14 protein-coding genes and 1 tRNA gene are annotated in these 16,656 nt (G+C 70.0%); 8 read left to right on the top strand and 7 right to left on the bottom strand.

Annotated features, from left to right (window positions below; all coding sequences use genetic code 11):
* Window positions 1-48: 48 nt before the first annotated feature.
* On the bottom strand, window positions 49-840 hold the full coding sequence (locus ACZ5XZ_RS09250) for an ABC transporter permease (protein ID WP_468975675.1): 792 nt from the start codon (window positions 838-840) through the stop codon (window positions 49-51).
* On the bottom strand, window positions 837-1,859 hold the full coding sequence (locus tag ACZ5XZ_RS09245; protein WP_468975672.1) for an ATP-binding cassette domain-containing protein: 1,023 nt from the start codon (window positions 1,857-1,859) through the stop codon (window positions 837-839). The genes ACZ5XZ_RS09250 and ACZ5XZ_RS09245 overlap by 4 nt, the downstream gene beginning before the upstream one ends.
* Before the next feature lie 790 nt (window positions 1,860-2,649).
* Between ACZ5XZ_RS09245 and ACZ5XZ_RS09240 the strand changes: the two genes are divergently transcribed.
* Entirely contained in the window at window positions 2,650-3,300 is a 651-nt protein-coding gene (locus tag ACZ5XZ_RS09240) for a TetR-like C-terminal domain-containing protein (protein ID WP_468975669.1), read from the top strand.
* Window positions 3,301-3,335: 35 nt separating this feature from the next.
* On the opposite strand, the gene ACZ5XZ_RS09235 is transcribed toward ACZ5XZ_RS09240, so the two are convergent.
* The gene (locus tag ACZ5XZ_RS09235) at window positions 3,336-4,802 is read right to left on the bottom strand and encodes an aminopeptidase P family protein (RefSeq protein WP_468975666.1); all 1,467 of its coding nucleotides are present in this window, start codon (window positions 4,800-4,802) and stop codon (window positions 3,336-3,338) included.
* 151 nt (window positions 4,803-4,953) lie between these two features.
* Entirely contained in the window at window positions 4,954-6,528 is a 1,575-nt protein-coding gene (locus ACZ5XZ_RS09230; RefSeq protein ID WP_468975663.1) for a PP2C family protein-serine/threonine phosphatase, read from the bottom strand.
* A 716-nt stretch (window positions 6,529-7,244) separates the two neighbouring features.
* On the opposite strand from ACZ5XZ_RS09230, the gene ACZ5XZ_RS09225 reads away from it, so the two are divergent.
* A complete protein-coding gene (locus tag ACZ5XZ_RS09225) occupies window positions 7,245-7,955 on the top strand; it encodes a bifunctional DNA primase/polymerase (protein WP_468975660.1) in 711 nt (236 codons plus the stop codon).
* Window positions 7,956-8,115: 160 nt separating this feature from the next.
* Window positions 8,116-8,769 carry a hypothetical protein gene (locus tag ACZ5XZ_RS09220; protein ID WP_468975657.1) on the top strand — a complete coding sequence of 218 codons (654 nt, stop codon included), beginning with the start codon at window positions 8,116-8,118 and terminating at the stop codon, window positions 8,767-8,769.
* Window positions 8,770-9,073: 304 nt separating this feature from the next.
* Here the strand turns inward: ACZ5XZ_RS09220 and ACZ5XZ_RS09215 are convergent, their stop codons facing one another.
* Both ACZ5XZ_RS09215 and ACZ5XZ_RS09210 read right to left on the bottom strand, forming a co-directional pair.
* Window positions 9,074-10,069 carry a DUF5926 family protein gene (locus ACZ5XZ_RS09215; RefSeq protein ID WP_468975655.1) on the bottom strand — a complete coding sequence of 332 codons (996 nt, stop codon included), beginning with the start codon at window positions 10,067-10,069 and terminating at the stop codon, window positions 9,074-9,076.
* Window positions 10,070-10,258: 189 nt separating this feature from the next.
* Window positions 10,259-10,879, bottom strand: a complete 621-nt coding sequence (locus ACZ5XZ_RS09210; protein WP_468975652.1) for an ATP-binding protein — start codon at window positions 10,877-10,879, stop codon at window positions 10,259-10,261.
* Between ACZ5XZ_RS09210 and ACZ5XZ_RS09205 the strand changes: the two genes are divergently transcribed.
* Window positions 10,836-10,961, top strand: a complete 126-nt coding sequence (locus ACZ5XZ_RS09205) for a hypothetical protein (RefSeq protein WP_384484945.1) — start codon at window positions 10,836-10,838, stop codon at window positions 10,959-10,961. The genes ACZ5XZ_RS09210 and ACZ5XZ_RS09205 overlap by 44 nt on opposite strands.
* 58 nt (window positions 10,962-11,019) lie before the next feature.
* On the opposite strand, the gene ACZ5XZ_RS09200 is transcribed toward ACZ5XZ_RS09205, so the two are convergent.
* On the bottom strand, window positions 11,020-11,871 hold the full coding sequence (locus ACZ5XZ_RS09200) for a glycerophosphodiester phosphodiesterase (protein ID WP_468975650.1): 852 nt from the start codon (window positions 11,869-11,871) through the stop codon (window positions 11,020-11,022).
* Between the two features lie 365 nt (window positions 11,872-12,236).
* On the opposite strand from ACZ5XZ_RS09200, the gene ACZ5XZ_RS09195 reads away from it, so the two are divergent.
* The 4 genes from ACZ5XZ_RS09195 (at window position 12,237) to ACZ5XZ_RS09180 (ending at window position 15,998) form a co-directional block, all read left to right on the top strand.
* The gene (locus ACZ5XZ_RS09195) at window positions 12,237-13,736 is read left to right on the top strand and encodes a S1C family serine protease (protein ID WP_468975648.1); all 1,500 of its coding nucleotides are present in this window, start codon (window positions 12,237-12,239) and stop codon (window positions 13,734-13,736) included.
* Window positions 13,737-13,788: 52 nt separating this feature from the next.
* A tRNA-Ser gene (locus ACZ5XZ_RS09190) sits at window positions 13,789-13,875 on the top strand.
* 335 nt (window positions 13,876-14,210) lie between these two features.
* A complete protein-coding gene (locus ACZ5XZ_RS09185) occupies window positions 14,211-14,879 on the top strand; it encodes a hypothetical protein (RefSeq protein WP_468975645.1) in 669 nt (222 codons plus the stop codon).
* Between the two features lie 12 nt (window positions 14,880-14,891).
* Complete coding sequence (locus ACZ5XZ_RS09180; RefSeq protein WP_468975643.1) at window positions 14,892-15,998, top strand: helix-turn-helix domain-containing protein; 1,107 nt, start codon at window positions 14,892-14,894, stop codon at window positions 15,996-15,998.
* The last annotated feature ends 658 nt before the right edge of the window (window positions 15,999-16,656 follow it).

Genomic DNA, 16,656 nt, shown 5'->3' with positions numbered 1-16,656 from the left:
GCCCGGCGCGGTGCGCAAGGGTGCGAAGTGGCCGGTGGGGCGGGGGAGTCACCGCTTGGCGTCCCGGTTGAAGGCCGAGCGCGCCCACAGGTAGCCGACCAGGGTGAGGCCGACGCACCAGGCGAGGGCGACGATCCCGCTGTTGCCGATCTCGGTGCCCATGAGCAGGCCGCGCAGGGTCTCGATGACGGGGGTGAAGGGCTGGTACTCGGCGAACCAGCGCAGCCCGGTGGGCATCGACTCCGGCGGGACGATGGCGCTGCCGAGGAAGGGCAGGAACGTCAGCGGCATGGGCATGTTGCTGGCGGTCTCGACGGTCTTGGCGATCAGGCCCATAGCGGCGGACAGCCAGGTGAGCGCCAGGATGAGCAGGATCATGACGCCGAGGAACGCGAGCCATTCCACGGCGGTGGCGTCGGGGCGAAAGCCCATCAGCAGCGCGACGCCGACCACGAGCGCGACGCTGAACAGCGTCTGGATGACGCTGCCGACGACATGACCGGTCAGGAACGAGGCGCGGGAGATCGACATCGTGCGGAAGCGGTTGACGATGCCCTCGGTCATGTCGGAGCAGACGCTGATGGCGGTGGACAGGGCGCCGGAGGTCGCGGCCATCAGGATGATGCCGGGCGCGACGTAGTCGATGTACTCACCGCCGCCGGTGGGCATCGCGCCGATCCCGCTCCCCAGGGCGCCGCCGAAGACGTAGTTGAACAGCAGCAGCATCACCAGGGGCATCGCGACGACCGACACCGTCATGGACGGGTACCGCAGGGCGTGCTTGAGGTTGCGCCGCAGCATGGTCATCGAGTCGCTGACGGCGTAGGACAGGGAGCTCATCGCACGCTCTCCTTCTGGGAGTCGGCCCCGGCGCCCGACTGGGTCTGACCGGTGAGGTTGAGGAAGACATCGTCGAGATCGGGCGTGTGCACCGTGAGGGACTCGGCCTTGACCGACGCGTTGTCGAGGACGTCGAGGACGGCACGCAGCGTGGGGATGCCGCCGTCGCCGGGGATCTGAAGGGTGAGCTCTTCGCTGTCGCGCGCGGCGGAGGCGAAGAGGGCCGCGGCCGTTTGGAGGCCGTCCGCGTCGCCGAAGCGCAGCCGGATGTGGCCGCCGGGGATCAGGCGCTTCAGCTCGTCCGCGGTGCCCTCGGCGACCAGCTTGCCGTGGTCGAGTACGGCGATGCGGTCGGCGAGTTGGTCGGCCTCCTCCAGGTACTGCGTGGTCAGGAAGATCGTGACGCCGTGGTCGGCGACCAGGCCGCGGATGATCTCCCACATGGTGCGGCGGCTGCGCGGGTCCAGGCCGGTGGTCGGCTCGTCGAGGAAGATGATGCGCGGATCGCCGACCAGGGTCATCGCGAGGTCGAGCTTGCGCCGCATGCCGCCCGAGAACGCGGCGACCGGCTTCTTGGCCGCCTCGGTCAGCTCGAAGCGGTGCAGCAGCTCCGCGGCGCGCCGTCGGCCCTCGCGGCGGGGCAGGTGCTGCAGGTCCGCCATGAGCATCAGGTTCTCTTGGGCGGTCAGCAGGTTGTCCACCGCCGCGAACTGGCCGGTGACGCCGATCGCGGCACGTACGGCATCGACGTCGCCGGCCAGGTCGTGCCCGGCGATCCGCGCCTGGCCGGCGTCGGCGGAGATGAGGGTGGAGAGGATCTGGACGGTGGTGGTCTTGCCGGCGCCGTTGGGACCGAGCAGCGCGAAGACCGTGCCCTCGGGGATGTGCAGGTCGATGCCGTCGAGCACCACTTTGTCGCCGAAGGACTTGGACAGGCCGGTGGCGGTGATCGCCGGTGCGGCGGTGGTCCGGGCCGGGGCGGGTGGGGGAGCGGCAGCTGACCGGGTCTTCATGGGCATGACAGGGCATCCTCCGTGCGGTGTGGTCTGGTGGTTGGGCGGGGAGCGGTGGCTCGCGCGGCCCGCAGCGCGTTCAGCGGGGTCAGCCGGGCGGCCGACTCCAGGGATCCGGTCAGCCGCTCGGCCAGGGCGCGGGCTCGTCACCGCCGGCGTCCGCGGCGACCGCGAGCTGGTGCCGAAGCGTGTCGACGTAGGGCGTGAGGTCCATGGCTCCACTATGGCATCACCGTGGTGCCATGACAAGTCATTGTGGTGTCACGTTGGCATGCGTGGCGCCACGGCGGCGTCATGGCGGCGCCATCGAGGCGCGGTGAGGTGCGGTGAGGGGTGGGAGGCGCAGTGAGGTGAAGGGTGGCGAGCAGCCCTGAGGGCGCGTACGAAGCCCGTTCGTGCGGTTCCGCGACCCGGAGTCCGGCGTCATGGCCTGGGTGGCGCGGCCCTGGGAGGTGTACCGCGGCGTCAACTCCCGTTGAGCGGCGGTGCGAACACGTGGCGCTGCTGCGGCGGGAGGTCCTCGTCCTGGACGGCGGGCGGATCGTGAAGTCCGGGCGCCATGCGGGGTTGCTGTCCGGGGCTACCGTTGAGAGTGTCAAACCAGGGCGAACATCGGGGGTCTGACGACCGGCCGGAAATCGCCCCGGGGCAGCGCGGTCTCGCGGTGGGAGGACCTCCCCCGCGGCGTCCCCTGTCCCAACGAGACCAGCGCACACCAGGGCTAACGCGAAGCCAATCGCGTTAGTCTTTGTCGGACAATACTTGGCGTGAACCCGCACTGCAATACGGAGCCGTCGTGACGACAGCGCACCATGCCCCGGGCGCGACCCGGCCCGGCGGGCGTACGGCCCGCACCCGGCAGGCCGTACTGGCCGCCGTCTTACAGGAGTTGGACGACGGCACCTTCGCCGAACTCACCATGGAGAAGGTCGCGCAGCGGTCGGGTATCCACGTGGCGACGCTCTACCGTCGCTGGCGCTGCACCGAGGGGTTGGTCTGCGAGCTGCTGACCGACCTGAGCGCCGATGTGCCGCTGCCGGACACCGGCACGCTGCCGGAGGATCTGCGGGTGCTGGCCCGCTCGATAAGCGCCTTCTACGGGGAGGCGCGGATGACCCGGCTGATCGAGGCGGTGGTCTCCGCCGCCGCCCGCGACCCGCAGGCGGCCCAGGCGCTGCGGTCCTTCTTCGACGAACGGCTGGTGCTGGCCGGACAGATGGTGCGGCGCGCCGTCGAACGCGGCGAGCTGCCCGAGGAGACGGATCCGGAGGAGGTGCTGGCAGCCCTCGGCGCGCCCTTCTACTACCGGATCCTGATCGCCCGTCGCCCCGTCGACGCCGCCCTCGCCGAGTCCGCCGCCACCGCCGTATGGGCGGCGGCCCGCGCGGGCGCGTACGCGCGGCGGGCCGACGCGCCGTCCTACGGACCGTCTCCCGGCGACGCCTGACGTCACCGGGAGACGGAACGGGGTGGTGTCGCGGCCTACTTCGCGAGCAGGCCCGCCATCCACGCCTCGACCTCGTCCGACCGCCGCGGCAGCCCCGCCGAGAGGTTGCGGTTGCCGTCCTCGGTCACGAGGATGTCGTCCTCGATCCGGATGCCGATGCCGCGGTACTCCTCGGGCACCGTCAGATCGTCCGCCTGGAAGTACAGGCCGGGCTCGACGGTCAGCACCATGCCGGGCTCCAGGGTGCCGTCGACATACGCCTCGGTACGGGCCGCGGCGCAGTCGTGGACGTCCAGGCCGAGCATGTGGCCGGTGCCGTGCAGGGTCCAGCGGCGCTGCAGCCCCAGCTCCAGCACCCGCTCGACCGGGCCCTCGACCAGGCCCCACTCGACCAGCTTCTCGGCGAGCACCCGCTGCGCGGCGTCGTGGAAGTCGCGGAAGGCCGCGCCCGGCTTGACCGCCGCGATGCCCGCCTCCTGGGCCTCGTACACCGCGTCGTAGATCTTGCGCTGGAGGTCGGTGTAGCGGCCGTTGATCGGCAGGGTGCGGGTGACGTCGGCGGTGTAGAGGGTGGTGGTCTCCACGCCGGCGTCCAGCAGGAGCAGGTCGCCGGAGCGGACCTGGCCGTTGTTGCGGACCCAGTGCAGGGTGGTGGCGTGCGGGCCCGCGGCGCAGATCGAGCCGTAGCCGACGTCGTTGCCCTCGACGCGGGCGCGCAGGAAGAACGTGCCCTCGATGTAGCGCTCGCTGGTCGCCTCGGCCTTGTCCAGGACCCGTACGACGTCCTCGAAGCCGCGCACCGTGGAGTCCACGGCCTTCTGCAGCTCGCGGATCTCGAACTCGTCCTTGACCGCCCGGGCCTCGGAGAGGTGGACCCGCAGTTCCTCGTCGCGCTCGGCGGTGACCTTGTCGGTCAGCGCGGCCTCGATGCCGGCGTCGTGGCCGCGCACGACGCGGACCGGGCCGGTGGCCTCCTTGAGCGCCTCGGCCAGCTCGCGTACGTCCTTGCAGGGGACGCCGAGCAGCGCCTCGGACTCGGTCAGGCTGTGGCGCCGGCCGACCCACAGCTCGCCCATGCCGTTGAGCCAGAACTCGCCGTTCTCGCGGTTGGAGCGGGGCAGCCGGTAGATCGTGGCGTCGTGGCCGTCGGCGCCCTCGCGGGGCTCCAGCACCAGGACGCTGTCGTCGGTCTGGTCGCCGGTGAGGTAGACGTACTCCGTCGCGGCGCGGAAGTCGTACTCGGTGTCGTTGGAGCGGGTCTTCAGATTGCCCGCCGGGACCACCAGGCGCTCGCCGGGGAAGCGCGCGGACAGCGCGGCGCGGCGGCGGGCGGCGTTCGGGGCCTGCTCGATCGGCTGCAGATCGCGCAGCTCGGTGTCGGCCCAGCCACCCTTCATGTTCTCCGCGAGCTCGTCCGAGAGACTCGGGTAAAGGCCGTTCTTGCGCTGCTTGATCGGCTGCTCGTCCTCGTCCGGGGTCTCCGGCGTGAGCTCGTCGGTCACTATGCCTCCTTTTAAGACTGAACCGCATTCCATCGTATGTGCGGATGGAAGGCCGTCCAGGGGGAAGAAGGTGTGACTTCTCGGGCATTCAGGCCATGAGGCGCACGGTTTCGGAGGCGTTCCGCCGCGCTACTCCTTGTAGTGCGTCGCGCTACTCCTCGAAGTACGCGACCAGCAGCACCACGTCCTCCTCCGACGACTCGTCCTCCAGGCCCCGCGGCAGCATCGCGCGCACGATGTGATCGGCCACCGCCTCCGGATCATGGCGGCTCGCCCGGGGGACGCCCGCGGCGGCCGCGTGCAGCCGGGCGAAGGCGCGGTCCATGGGCTCACCGGTGCGGTGCAGCAGCCCGTCGCTGTAGAACAGCAGGGTCTCCCCGCCGGCCGGTTCGATCTCCACGCTCGGCGCCTCCCAGCAGCCCAGCATGCCCAGCGGCGCGGACAGCGAGGTCTCCACGTACTCGGTCCGCAGATCGCCGAGGATCAACGGCGGGCAGTGGCCGGCCCCGGCGAGCACCACCTTGCGGGCGAAGGGATCGGTGATACCGCCGGGCATCGGGGGCGCCGGCGGCCCGCCCGGCGCGCCGGGCGGCGGCTCGGTGAAGGCGAACAGCGCGGTGGCGCTGCGCGCCGGCTCGGTCAGCCGCATCAGCAGTTCGAGGTCGGAGAGGACCGCGACCGGGTCCTCGCCCTCCATGACCGCGTACGCGCGCAGCGACGCCCGCAGTCGTCCCATGGCGGCCACCGCGCTCGGCCCGGAGCCGGTCACCGAACCGATGGCCAGGCCCAGCGCGCCGTCGGGCAGCGGCAGCGCGTCGTACCAGTCGCCGCCGCCACGCGGCCCGCTGCTGTGCCGCGCCGCGAGGCGTACGCCGGGGATCCGTGGCAGCCGGCGCGGCAGCAGCTCCTCGCGGAGGGTGCGGTTGGCCTGCCGGGCGCGGTGGAGTTCGAGGAGGCGGGCGAGGTGCTCGGCGGCGTGCGCGCGGTAGAGGCCGACGAGGTGGCGCTGGCGTTCGGTCGGCTCGGCCGGTTCGTCGTAGAGCCAGACCGCCGCGCCGGTCCGGCCGATGGGGTCGGCGGTGAGCGGGACGGCGTAGCTGGCGGCGTATCCGAGGCGGGCGGCGACCTCGCGCAGGCGGGGGTCGAGGTCCTTCTCGCCGGGGATGTCGGGCTCGGCGATCTCGGAGGTGTCCTCGCCGTCGGCGCCCGGCTCGGGGAGGCCGTCCAGTATCCGCGCGTACGACAGGGCGCGGCGCGGGATGGTCTCGATGTGGCCGATCTCGGCGTGGCCCAGGCCGAGGCCGACGGTGGTCTCGGGGCCGAGTCCGTCGGCCGGTGCGAGCACGACCATGCCGCGGCGGGCGCCGACCAGTGAGGCGCCGGCCCGCAGCAGCTCGTGGAGCGCGTCCTTGAGCGTACGGGTGCGCACGAGCTGTTCGAGCAGGTCGTGCAGGGTGCTCAGGTCGGAGATCCAGCCGGCCAGCCGGTCCTGGATCGCGGCGAGTTGATCGATGGCGGAGGCTTCGGGGGAGGTGCCGGACGGGAGGGCGGCGGCGCCCTGGGGGGTGGCCGGAAGGGTGCCGGACACGCCGTCCGACGAGGTGCCGGAGGGGGCGCGGGCGGCGGGGTCCGCGGGGGCCTGCGCCACGCGCGGGTCCGTAGTGTGCGTGGGGGCGGGAAGAGCTGGTTCGATTCCAGCCACTTTCGGTACGTGGGGCGCGGTCATGACTGGCGGCTATCGTCGCGACAGTCATTACCCCAGGTCAGGCGGGAGTTTGGTAGAGGGTGTGGCATTTCGTTGAGTGATGCTGTGCGGTACGTTTGGCCGCGCAAAGTCCTCAATAGCATCGCAAACCCCCATGTCATGTTGCTCCGCTATCAATGCTCCACATGTACACGCACCAGCGATGTGATGTCCAGCACTGTCCCCATGGGGTTTGTGGTGTCAACGAGGTCTGTAGATTGGCCTGAAAACAGCCCCCGGAGCGTCAATTTGATGTCGACTGACGGCGATCAGCAGCGCGTCATCACCACAGTGGCGGGTACGTAATCGGAAAGGTGCGGGGCCAGTTGGGGCCGCACCGGAACTCTCCGGCGGGCACCGGCGTCTCATAGGGCGACCACCGCGACGCACTCCCAAGTGGCGGGACTGCACTACGGAAGCGCAAGCGCCATGCGCGCGCCACCCCCCGCCACGTTTCCCGCTCGGCGTACGGCGTGATGCGCTGCCCTGTACACGCGGTGACCGAGATCCACGTGGCGTGATCGATGCGCGATCGACCCCGGAGCGCTTTGCCGGGCCGCAACAGACGCCACACCACGGCATGAAGCGGCGCGGCGCGAAGCGCAGGTGAACCGGTGAGCAGTGCCCTGTAGTGCCCAGTAGTGCCCTGTAGTGCGATGGACGAAGCCCTCGGCGTTAACGGAAAGGAACGAGCGCTCATGCGCGAGATCCTCGGAAGGCGACGCAAGCTCCTGTTCCGGCGCGGCGGAAGGTCGGCGTTGCTCGGTGCGGCGCTGCACTGCGCCACCGAGTGGCAGTGGCCCGTACTTCCCGGTGTGGGACTCAGGTCCGGCGGCCGCCAGCCGGCGGGCGCCCGGCTCGGCCTCACCGAGCGGCCCGCCCGTCAGTGCCACTGCCTCGACCCCGACTGTGTGGTCCCCGGCGCGCACCCCTTCGACCCCGGGCTGCTGGCGGCCACCACCGATCCCCGGATGGTGCGGTGGTGGTGGAGCAACCGCCCCGACGCCCCGGTCGTGCTGGCCACCGGCGGCCGCGCGCCCTGCGCGGTGAGCCTGCCCGCCGTCGCCGGCGCCCGCGCCCTGGCGGTCCTGGACCACTTCGGCGTACGCCTCGGCCCCGTGGTGGCCACCCCCAGCCGTTGGTCGCTGCTCGTATCGCCCTACGGCCTCCCGGAGTTGGGTGAGCTGCTGTACTCCCAGGATTGGGTGCCCAGCTCGCTGCGCTTCCACGGGGAGGGCGGCTATGTGGTGCTCCCGCCGTCCCAGATCGGTGCCGGCCGGGTGCGCTGGGAGCGGCCGCCGGCAGCCATCTCGGCGGCGCCCTGGCTGCCGAAGGTGGACACCATCGTCGACGCCCTGGTCATGGCGAGCACCGCCACTCCGGACGGCGGCAGCCGGCTCGCGTACTGAGCCGCCGGGCGACCCGCGCCCTGTTCACCCGTACGGGTGTGACCGCCCCGGATCACTACGGGAAACGGGTGTCCGGGCGGCCGGGTGGCCCCTTCCCGGCCGATAGGTTCGGCCCACCGTCAAGCCGCCGTCGGCGGCAACTCAATCGCAGGTGGGGCCCATGCAGCGTGCGCAGAAACTCCGCATGACCGGCCTCGGCGGGGCGGCGGTGCTCGCCATCGCTGTTCCGCTGGGCGCCGCGATCGCCGGTCCGGCGGACTCGGCGATGCCGGACAAGCCGGCGTCGGGCGCCGAGTCCGGGGCGAGAGCCAAGGCCGAAAACAGCCGTATGGAGGAAACGGGCGCCAAGGGGGAAGTGGGGGCCAAGCCGGGCAAGAAGCCCGCCGGCGCGGATCACTCGATCGGCCCCCTCGACGGCCTCGGCCTCCCGCTGCTCTCCGGGCGCACCACCCGATGCGGCCCCGAACTCGCCTCCCCCCAGGGCATCGAGGTGCAGACCTGTGTACTCGCCGAGCGCGGCCGGACCTGGGCGCGCACGTACTACCGCAACATCACGGGCAGCCCGCTGCGCGCCGTGCTGACCCTGATGCGGCCGGACGGCGGGACCGTCCAGGTGAACTGCGACCTGCCGGCGGCCGACGCCCCGGGCCTGTGCGAGACGCCGGCCGGGGGGACCGTGCGCCGGGGCCGGGAGGCGTACGGAGCGGTGGCGGAGATCGCCGACGCGGCGGGGGAGCGGCTGCTGCTGCGCTCCGGCAGCAACTCGGCTGCGGGCGGCGGGGGTTCGGACCGGCGGGGGCACGCGGGCCGCTGACGGCCGGCCCGGCCGATCGGAATACCTGGTTCCGGACATGGAAGCGCCCGGTCGCTGGCGACGGGGGATGCACCAGCGACCGGGCTTTTAGAACCGTAACAAGAGATCGGCGGTTAGCAAATTCGATCGTGGATTTCCGGACGCCTATTTACCGGCAGGTACGGGGAGTTGTGACCGGTGTCACGCGAGTCTCCCGAGGGGCGTACGGTCCCCACGATCGGAGCCGTACGGTCCCCACGACCAGGGCCGTACGGTCCCCACGACCGAGGCCTCCCCCGAGCTCTGTGCAGGGGGAACCCCACGGTCAGCTCAGGGTGATCTGACGGTTGGTGAGACCGCCGCGCGCCCGGCGCTCGTCGGGCGTCAGCGGGGCGTCGGTCGCGAGGGCCTTGGCCAGCCGCTCGGCGAACTCCTCGGCCGGCTTGGCTACCTCCTCGGCGCCCATCGACCGGGGCAGGTCCCAGACCGGCACGACGAGGCCGTGCGCGCGGAACGAGCCCACCAGCCGGGTGCCTTCGCCGAGCGAGGAGGTGCCCGCGGCGTGCAGCCGGGCGAGCGCGTCCAGCAGCTGCTCCTCGGGGTGGGAGGTGACCCAGCGCAGATGGTTCTTCTCCGGGGCCTTGCACCAGTAGGCGCCCTCCAGGCCGGGGATCCGGGCGGTCGGGATGGCGGCCGCGTTGGCCCGCTCCAGGGAGGCGGCGACCTCTCCCGTGGCGTTCTCGGCGTTCTCCACCCAGAACTCGAACCCGGTGTGGACGGTCGGCTCAAAATCCGCGTCCAGGTCGAGCAGATCCTGCAGCCGCGGTCCCTCGGGGGAGGGCCGCCCGGCAGCGACCGGATTGCCCGGTTCCGTCGCCAGTGCGCGCTGCAGGGCGTCCGCGAGACCGCGGCTGAGGTCACCGGACGCGGTGTCGTTCTGCACGCCGAGCATCACCGCGCCGTTCTCGCGGCGCAGCGCGGGCCAGGCCATCGGCAGTACGGTCGCGAGTGTCACGGAGGGCACGCCCTCGGGCAGCCCGCCCTTGAGCGTCAACTCCGCGGTGGCGGCGGGGACCAGCTCCCGCAGCGCCACCCAGTCGCACTCCCCGGGCAGGCCCTCGAAGGGGCGCTGCACCAGCTCGGTCGCGGCGTGCGCGGCGCGTCGCCCGTGACACGCCTTGTACCGGCGGCCGGAGCCGCAGGGGCAGGGCTCACGAGCGCCGACGACCGGGTAGTTCTCATCAGCGGCTCCGCCGCGCGCCCCGTCCTTGGTGCGGGCGTGTGCTGCGGCCTGGGGCTGAGGGCGGCGCTTCTTGGCCATGGCGACGGCTTCTCCTGGTCGATCCTGGACGTACGGACGCGTTTCGGCGCGAGCCTAGAGGATCGCGTACGAGGTCGCGCTCGGCTGTGGACAACGCCGTGTCCCGCCCTGGTGTCCCTGGCGTGTCCTGCACCGTGTCAGGAGGCCGTGCCGCATCCACCCGAGAGCCCCGCGCCCGGCGCGCGGCCGCTACGTCAGGTCGTCGAGGTCCGCGAAGGCCGGCCCCAGCGGCATCACCGGCCGCCCGCCGGCGGTGACCGACGACGGCATGTCGGGCGTCAGCTCCACGCGCGTAGCGAACGCGCCTTGAAGGGAGAGCACCGCCCAGACCGTCACTTCACCGGCCGTGGTGTCGCGTACGCCCCAGTCCTTGGCGAGCGACCGGATGATCGCCAGCCCGCGGCCGCCGTGTGCGGTGACCGACGGAGTGGCCGGAAGTGGTCGGGTCGGGCCGCCGCCGTCCGTGACCGCGACGGTCAGCCGGCCCTGTGCGTCGACACGCCATGACGCGCGTACGGATGCCAACGGGGCGCCCGGCGAAGCGTCCTTGGGCGGCGTCTGCGACGTGTCACCCGCCACGGCTCTTGCGGAGCCCGGTGATCCGCTTTCGTATATCGGACGCGCATGGCGACACGAATTGCTCAGCAGCTCCGAAAGGATGAGCACCGCGTCGTCGACGACATTGTCCTGAACTCCGCTTGCCAACAGCTCTTCTCGCATGCGTCGCCTGGCCATGCCCACACCCGCTGGGCCATGGGGTACGGCCATGATCGACGACGTCGGCACCTCTTGTGCCATCACCAACGCCACCCCCGAGACCTCCTTTGCCCCACGCCACGGGATGAATGCCCCAATGGACTGGACCGGAAACCGGCCAAGCGGCACGCAGTGACGCACTAGACACGATCGAATACGAGTCGAATGCGCCGGTGCACACCCTGTGATGGGCTTTAGCCAAGGCCGAGTTGCCTTCGCACCTGTTTGGGGCGGTTCGTAATGACCGCGTCCACGCCCAACTCCTGGCACAGCTCGACATCCGCGGCGTCGTTGACCGTCCATACATGGACGCGGTGGCCCGCGCGGTGCGCCTTGGCGACGTACTCCGGGTGCGCCCGGATGATCCGCATCCCCGGGCCCGCGATGCCCACGCCGATCGGCAGCCGGCCGTCGCGGTAGCGGGGGGTGAGGAACTGCATGAGGTAGACGCCGGGGATACCGGGCGCCGCGGCCCGCAGCCGGTGCAGTGAGCGCGCCGAGAAGCTCATGACGCGGACCGGGGAGGTCCAATCGGTGCGCTTGGCCGGTTTCGCATAACCGAACCGGTCGAGCAGCTCGACCAGCCGCTCCTCCACCTGTCCGGCCCAGCGCGTCGGGTGTTTGGTCTCGATCGCCAGCTCCACCCGCCGGTCCGCGTCGGCGACCAGCTCCAGCAGCCGCTCCAGCGTCAGCACGGACGTCCGCTCGGGGTCCTCGTGCTGCCGGTCCGGCGCCTCCCCGTACCCGTCCTCGGCGCCTTCCTTCCACGATCCGAAGTCGAGGGTGGCCAGATCGGCGAGCTCCAGGGCGGAGACCGCGCCGCGCCCGTTGGAGGTGCGGTTCACCCGCCGGTCGTGGACGCACACCAGATGGCCGTCCGCGGTGAGCCGGATATCGCACTCCAGGGCGTCCGCACCGTCCTCGATCGCCTTACGGTAGGCGGCCAGGGTGTGCTCCGGGGCATCCTCGGAGGCACCTCGATGGGCTACGACGGAGATCGTCGGACGATCCGGACGGGTGTCCTGGGCGGGGCGTACAGATGTCACCGAGTTATCGTGCCATTCCGTCGCCGACCGGCCGCCGGTGCGTACCCCCGGGGCACGGAACAGGCCATGCGTCTGTTTTGTCCGACATAAAGAATGAGGGGACAGTCACAGCCTCGGCTTACGGCGCTCTGACGCGCGGTGGGCAAGGCTGGGACACAGACTTGTCCGTACTGGCCGGTCCGGCCTTTCGGCCCTGGACCGGCCCACCGGGACTCGCCCGGATCGTCCGGATCCTGAATCCTGGGTGACGGGGCACGGGTTCCCGGTGGACCCGCGGCGAGGAGCTGTACACCCGCAAGACCCCGTACGGGCACCGCCGGCCCGGTACGGGACCGTAAGGCCCGCGTGAAGCTGAGGAGAGAGCTGTGAGCACCGAGAACGAGGGAGCCGCCGTCCCGCCGGAGGCCACGCCGCCGACCGGGCCGCAGTCGGACCGCGCCCCCGCGTCCGCCTCCGGCGCCCAGGCTCCCCACGCGCCCGCCGCGGCGCCCCCGCCGCCCCCCTTCGCCCCGACAGTCGCCGGTCCCCTCGGCGGCGGCCCCGGTGAGCAGGAACGTGCCCCGGGCTCCCCCGGGCACGCCCCGGACCCGGCCCACCCCGGAGGCGAACCCGCGACCGGAGCCGAGCAGACCGCCCAGATCCCCGCGTACGCGACCGCCGGCCACGGCTCGTCCGGTGGCGGCTGGGGCCAGCCCCCGTACGGTGGCCACCCCTGGGGCGCGCCGCCCGACAGCCCCGCCCCCAAGCGGCGCAACGGCGGCCTGATCGCCGCCGTCCTGGTGGCCGCACTGGTCGCCGGCGGGATCGGCGGCGGCATCGGCTTCTGGGCCGCGGGCCAGAACGACAGCGCCTCGACGACGGTCTCCGCGGCCGGTGACGCCGGCGCGCTGAACCGCAAGCCCACCTCGGTCGCGGGCATAGCGCAGAAGGCGCTGCCGAGCGTCGTGACGATCGAGGCGCAGGGTGCCACCGGCGAGGGTGGCACGGGCACCGGCTTCATCTACGACAAGCAGGGCCACATCCTCACCAACAACCACGTCGTCGCCAGCGCGGCCGGCGGCGGCAAGCTCACCGCGACGTTCTCCAACGGCAAGAAGTACGACGCCGAGGTCGTCGGCAACGCCCAGGGCTACGACGTCGCCGTGCTCAAGCTCAAGAACGCCTCCGACGCCACCCTCAACCCGCTGCCCCTGGGCAAGTCGTCCCACGTCCAGGTCGGCGACGCCACCATCGCGATCGGCGCGCCCTTCGGCCTCTCCGGCACGGTCACCACCGGCATCATCAGCGCCAAGGACCGCCCCGTGGCCTCCAGCGACGGCGGCGGCAGCAGCGCCTCGTACATGAGCGCTCTGCAGACGGACGCGTCGATAAACCCCGGCAACTCCGGCGGTCCCCTGATGGACGCCGCCGGCAACGTCATCGGCATCAACTCCGCCATCCAGTCGGCGGGCAACGGCGGCCTGGGCGGCGAGTCCGGCCAGTCCGGCAGCATCGGCCTGGGCTTCGCCATCCCCATCGACCAGGCCAAGCGCGTGGCCCAGGACCTGATCAAGACCGGCAAGCCGGTCTACCCCCAGATCGGCGTCCAGGTCGGCATGCGGGACACCGGCGACGGCGCGACCATCGCCCAGACCGGCAACAACGGCTCCGACGCGGTCACCCCGAACGGCCCGGCCGACAAGGCGGGCCTCCAGCCCGGCGACACCATCACCAAGCTCGACGACACGGTCATCGACAGCGGCCCCACCCTCATCAGCGAGATCTGGCAGCACAAGCCCGGCGACACGGTCACCCTCACGTACAAGCGCGCCGGCAAGGAGCACACCACCAAAGTGACCCTGGGCCAGCGCACCGGCGACAAGTGACGCGCTAGTCTGATCCCCGCGACACCCGCGCGACTGCGCGCCGGTGCAGCGGGGAGGCTTGCCCGAGCGGCCTAAGGGAACAGTCTTGAAAACTGTCGTGGCGGCAACGTCACCGTGGGTTCAAATCCCACAGCCTCCGCGGCTCAGCACAGCGAAAGGGCCCCTGACCAGGAAGATCGGTCGGGGGCCAACGCTTTGCCTGCATCCCGCGACCGTCCCGTGTTCCCCGTGGTTCCCCGGTCGTTCGGGCACGCAGGGGGCACCTGCGTCCTCTGGTCCGGTAGCTCCGTATAGAACGTCCCCTGGGGACAGCGTGCCAAGAATGCCTACCGTTCGGGATTGCCGTGCTTCGCCGATGCTCTGCCGACTACTTGACGGTAACTCAATGTCGAACTAAAGTTCGAGCAGACCCGGTTCCAAATTTTGGCCCTCGCGTGAGGTACGATTTTTGGAACGTAGATCGGGGAGGACTGCATGGAAGCCGTGTGCCACGTTGGGGTCGACGCAGAGCAGCGACTGCATACCCTCGGACTTCGGCCCGACGACATCTATACGCCGCTGGGTAGGGCGTCCGCCGAAGCAAGGCTCTCGACGGAACTGGACTCTCCCGGCATGGCCGGGTACACCTTCTGGTCGCGCTGCAACCGCTTCTTCCGTGAGCAGATGATGCAGGAGCAGCGTGGCTGGACCTACAGCAACTCCCAGCAGATCCTCCGCTGTATCCACCCGTCGGGGCGCTTCGCCGTCACTGCCGTGAGTGCTTCAGGGGGCGTCGGCGAAGAGGGTGCCTCTTGGTCCGGAGACATCCGTACTAAGAACCCGAAAGGTCCTGCTGTTGCAAGGCTGGTGCAGCGTAACGGCGAGCAGCTTGCCTTGTTCCACGTCCCGGGACAGCGGCTTGAAGCCCCCGACGTCAGCGAGATCCCCACATGGTTCCTCCTTTACAAGTCCACCAAGGAGGGGCTTTCGTTCGAACTCTCGATGCCGGTCGAAATGCACGGGAAGTTCGTGGACACCTGGCGGGAGCGGATCATCCTTCCGGACAACCCGTTCCGTGGATCGGAGTTCGACATCAAGAGGCTTGACGAAACCGTGGAAGACGTAATTGTCGACGTCCCGGTGGAGTTCAAGGGAGCAATTTAACCCACCTAACCTATGGAGATGGTTGTCATGCTGACTTCCTCGCGGCTAATTCTTGCGCGAAAGCGAAGGCGCATGACCCTATCCAGATTGTCGCAACAGTCCGGCGTTTCGGTGCGCAGTTTGACCGCATTCGAGAACGGTCATAAAGAGCCCTCGACTGAGACGCTGGGACTGCTTGCGGCGGCACTAGATCTACCCACTGATTTCTTCGTTGCCTCAGAGGTCGAAGAAATTGAGATTGACGCTCTTTCGTTTCGGGCGCTCTCTAAGATGAGTGCACTTGATAGGGATGCTGCGCGAAGTGCCGGCCGGTTGGCGGTTGAGATCAACCGTTGGATGGAAGAACGCTTCACGCTCCCTAAGTCGGATGTACCGACCCTTCCGCATCTGAGCCCTGAGGAGGCCGCGGAGAGGGTGCGGGCTCTGTGGGGGTTGGGGGAAGCTCCAATCCCCAACATGGTTCACCTCCTCGAATCCCATGGAGTAAGAGTCTTTTCCCTTGCTGCGGACTGCGCGGCAGTGGACGCTTTCTCCTTGAGGTGGAAAGAGGAGACTCCGTTCGTGTTCTTGAACCTCGAAAAAAGCGGAGAGCGGGGCAGGTTTGATGCTGCCCACGAACTGGGCCATCTCGTAATGCATGCGGCTCATAGAATTCCCCACGGCCCGGAATCTGAACAAGAAGCGCAGCAGTTTGCATCAGCTTTCCTGATGCCGCGAGCTGGAATTCTTGCGCAAGTGCTTCAGAATGCAGATTCTAAGAGGATTTTGAGTGCGAAGAGAAAATGGAAGGTTGCTGCAGTTGCGCTGGCGTACCGCCTAAAAGACCTCGGTCTTGTCACCGACTGGGGGTATCGAACCACTGTCAAGCAACTGTCACAGATGGGGTATCGGCGGGGTGAGCCGGATGGGATTGTGCGTGAAACGTCTCAGCTTCTGAGCAAGGTATTCTCTGCGCTTCGCTCCGGAGGCTTTTCGCCTTCCAAAATGGCAGACGATTTGAAAATGAATGTTGACGAGTTGAACCGGCACGTGTTCGGACTTGTGCCTTTGGCTCTCGACGGGGAACAGGAAGCTGGGCACGCCTCGGGGCGCCCGAATCTTCGGCTGGTCAGTAGCTAAGTACCAGGTGCAGAGTCGAAGCCCACGATGGTGGCGCGCTGAGCGGAGCGCCCATGACGGGCTCGGCCACATCGCGGCAGCAGACAGCTCCCCCTCAGCTACGTATCAGGGGCCCGGTCCGCTCACGCTCCCGCATCTGTGACGGTGGCGGTACGGCGGCCCGCTCATGGCGTCCTGCACGCCCGGAGTGCTCGCCCCGCCCGGCCCCACCCCTTCCGTAGCCAGCTCTCTTGACGGAACCGCGGCTTATGGGTCGGTCGGCAATGCGCCTGTCACATAAGCCGCTCACCTCTTCCGCCCACGCTCATGCACTCTTCTCCCTTCGCCGTGGCTGCTCCCCTCACTTGGAGCTGTGGTGTGTGCGGCGTGGGCATGCGATCTGGGGGCGTTGGGTGGTGGCGGCCTCGGTGCTTCAGGGGTGTGCTGCTGGGGGGCTTTGGTGTTACGGCCAGTGGCGCCCTGGTTGTTCGGCGGGTGGTCATCGGTGCGGCGGTGGTGTGGTGGGGGTGTGCCTGGAGCTTTGCTCCTAGCCTCCGGCATGTGTTTCCGCCTCTTGTGGGCGCCGGCCCGCGGCCGGCGCCGGGGGGGGGGGGGGGGGGGGGTTTTGGGGGGGGGGGGGGGGGGGGTTCCCCTGCCTGTTTGGGGGGGGTGAGAAGAG

The sequence above is a fragment of the Streptomyces sp. NPDC033270 genome, assembly GCF_055576575.1.
The sequence above is the reverse complement of the archived record's forward strand: the minus strand, read 5'-3'. Positions and strand labels throughout refer to the sequence as shown.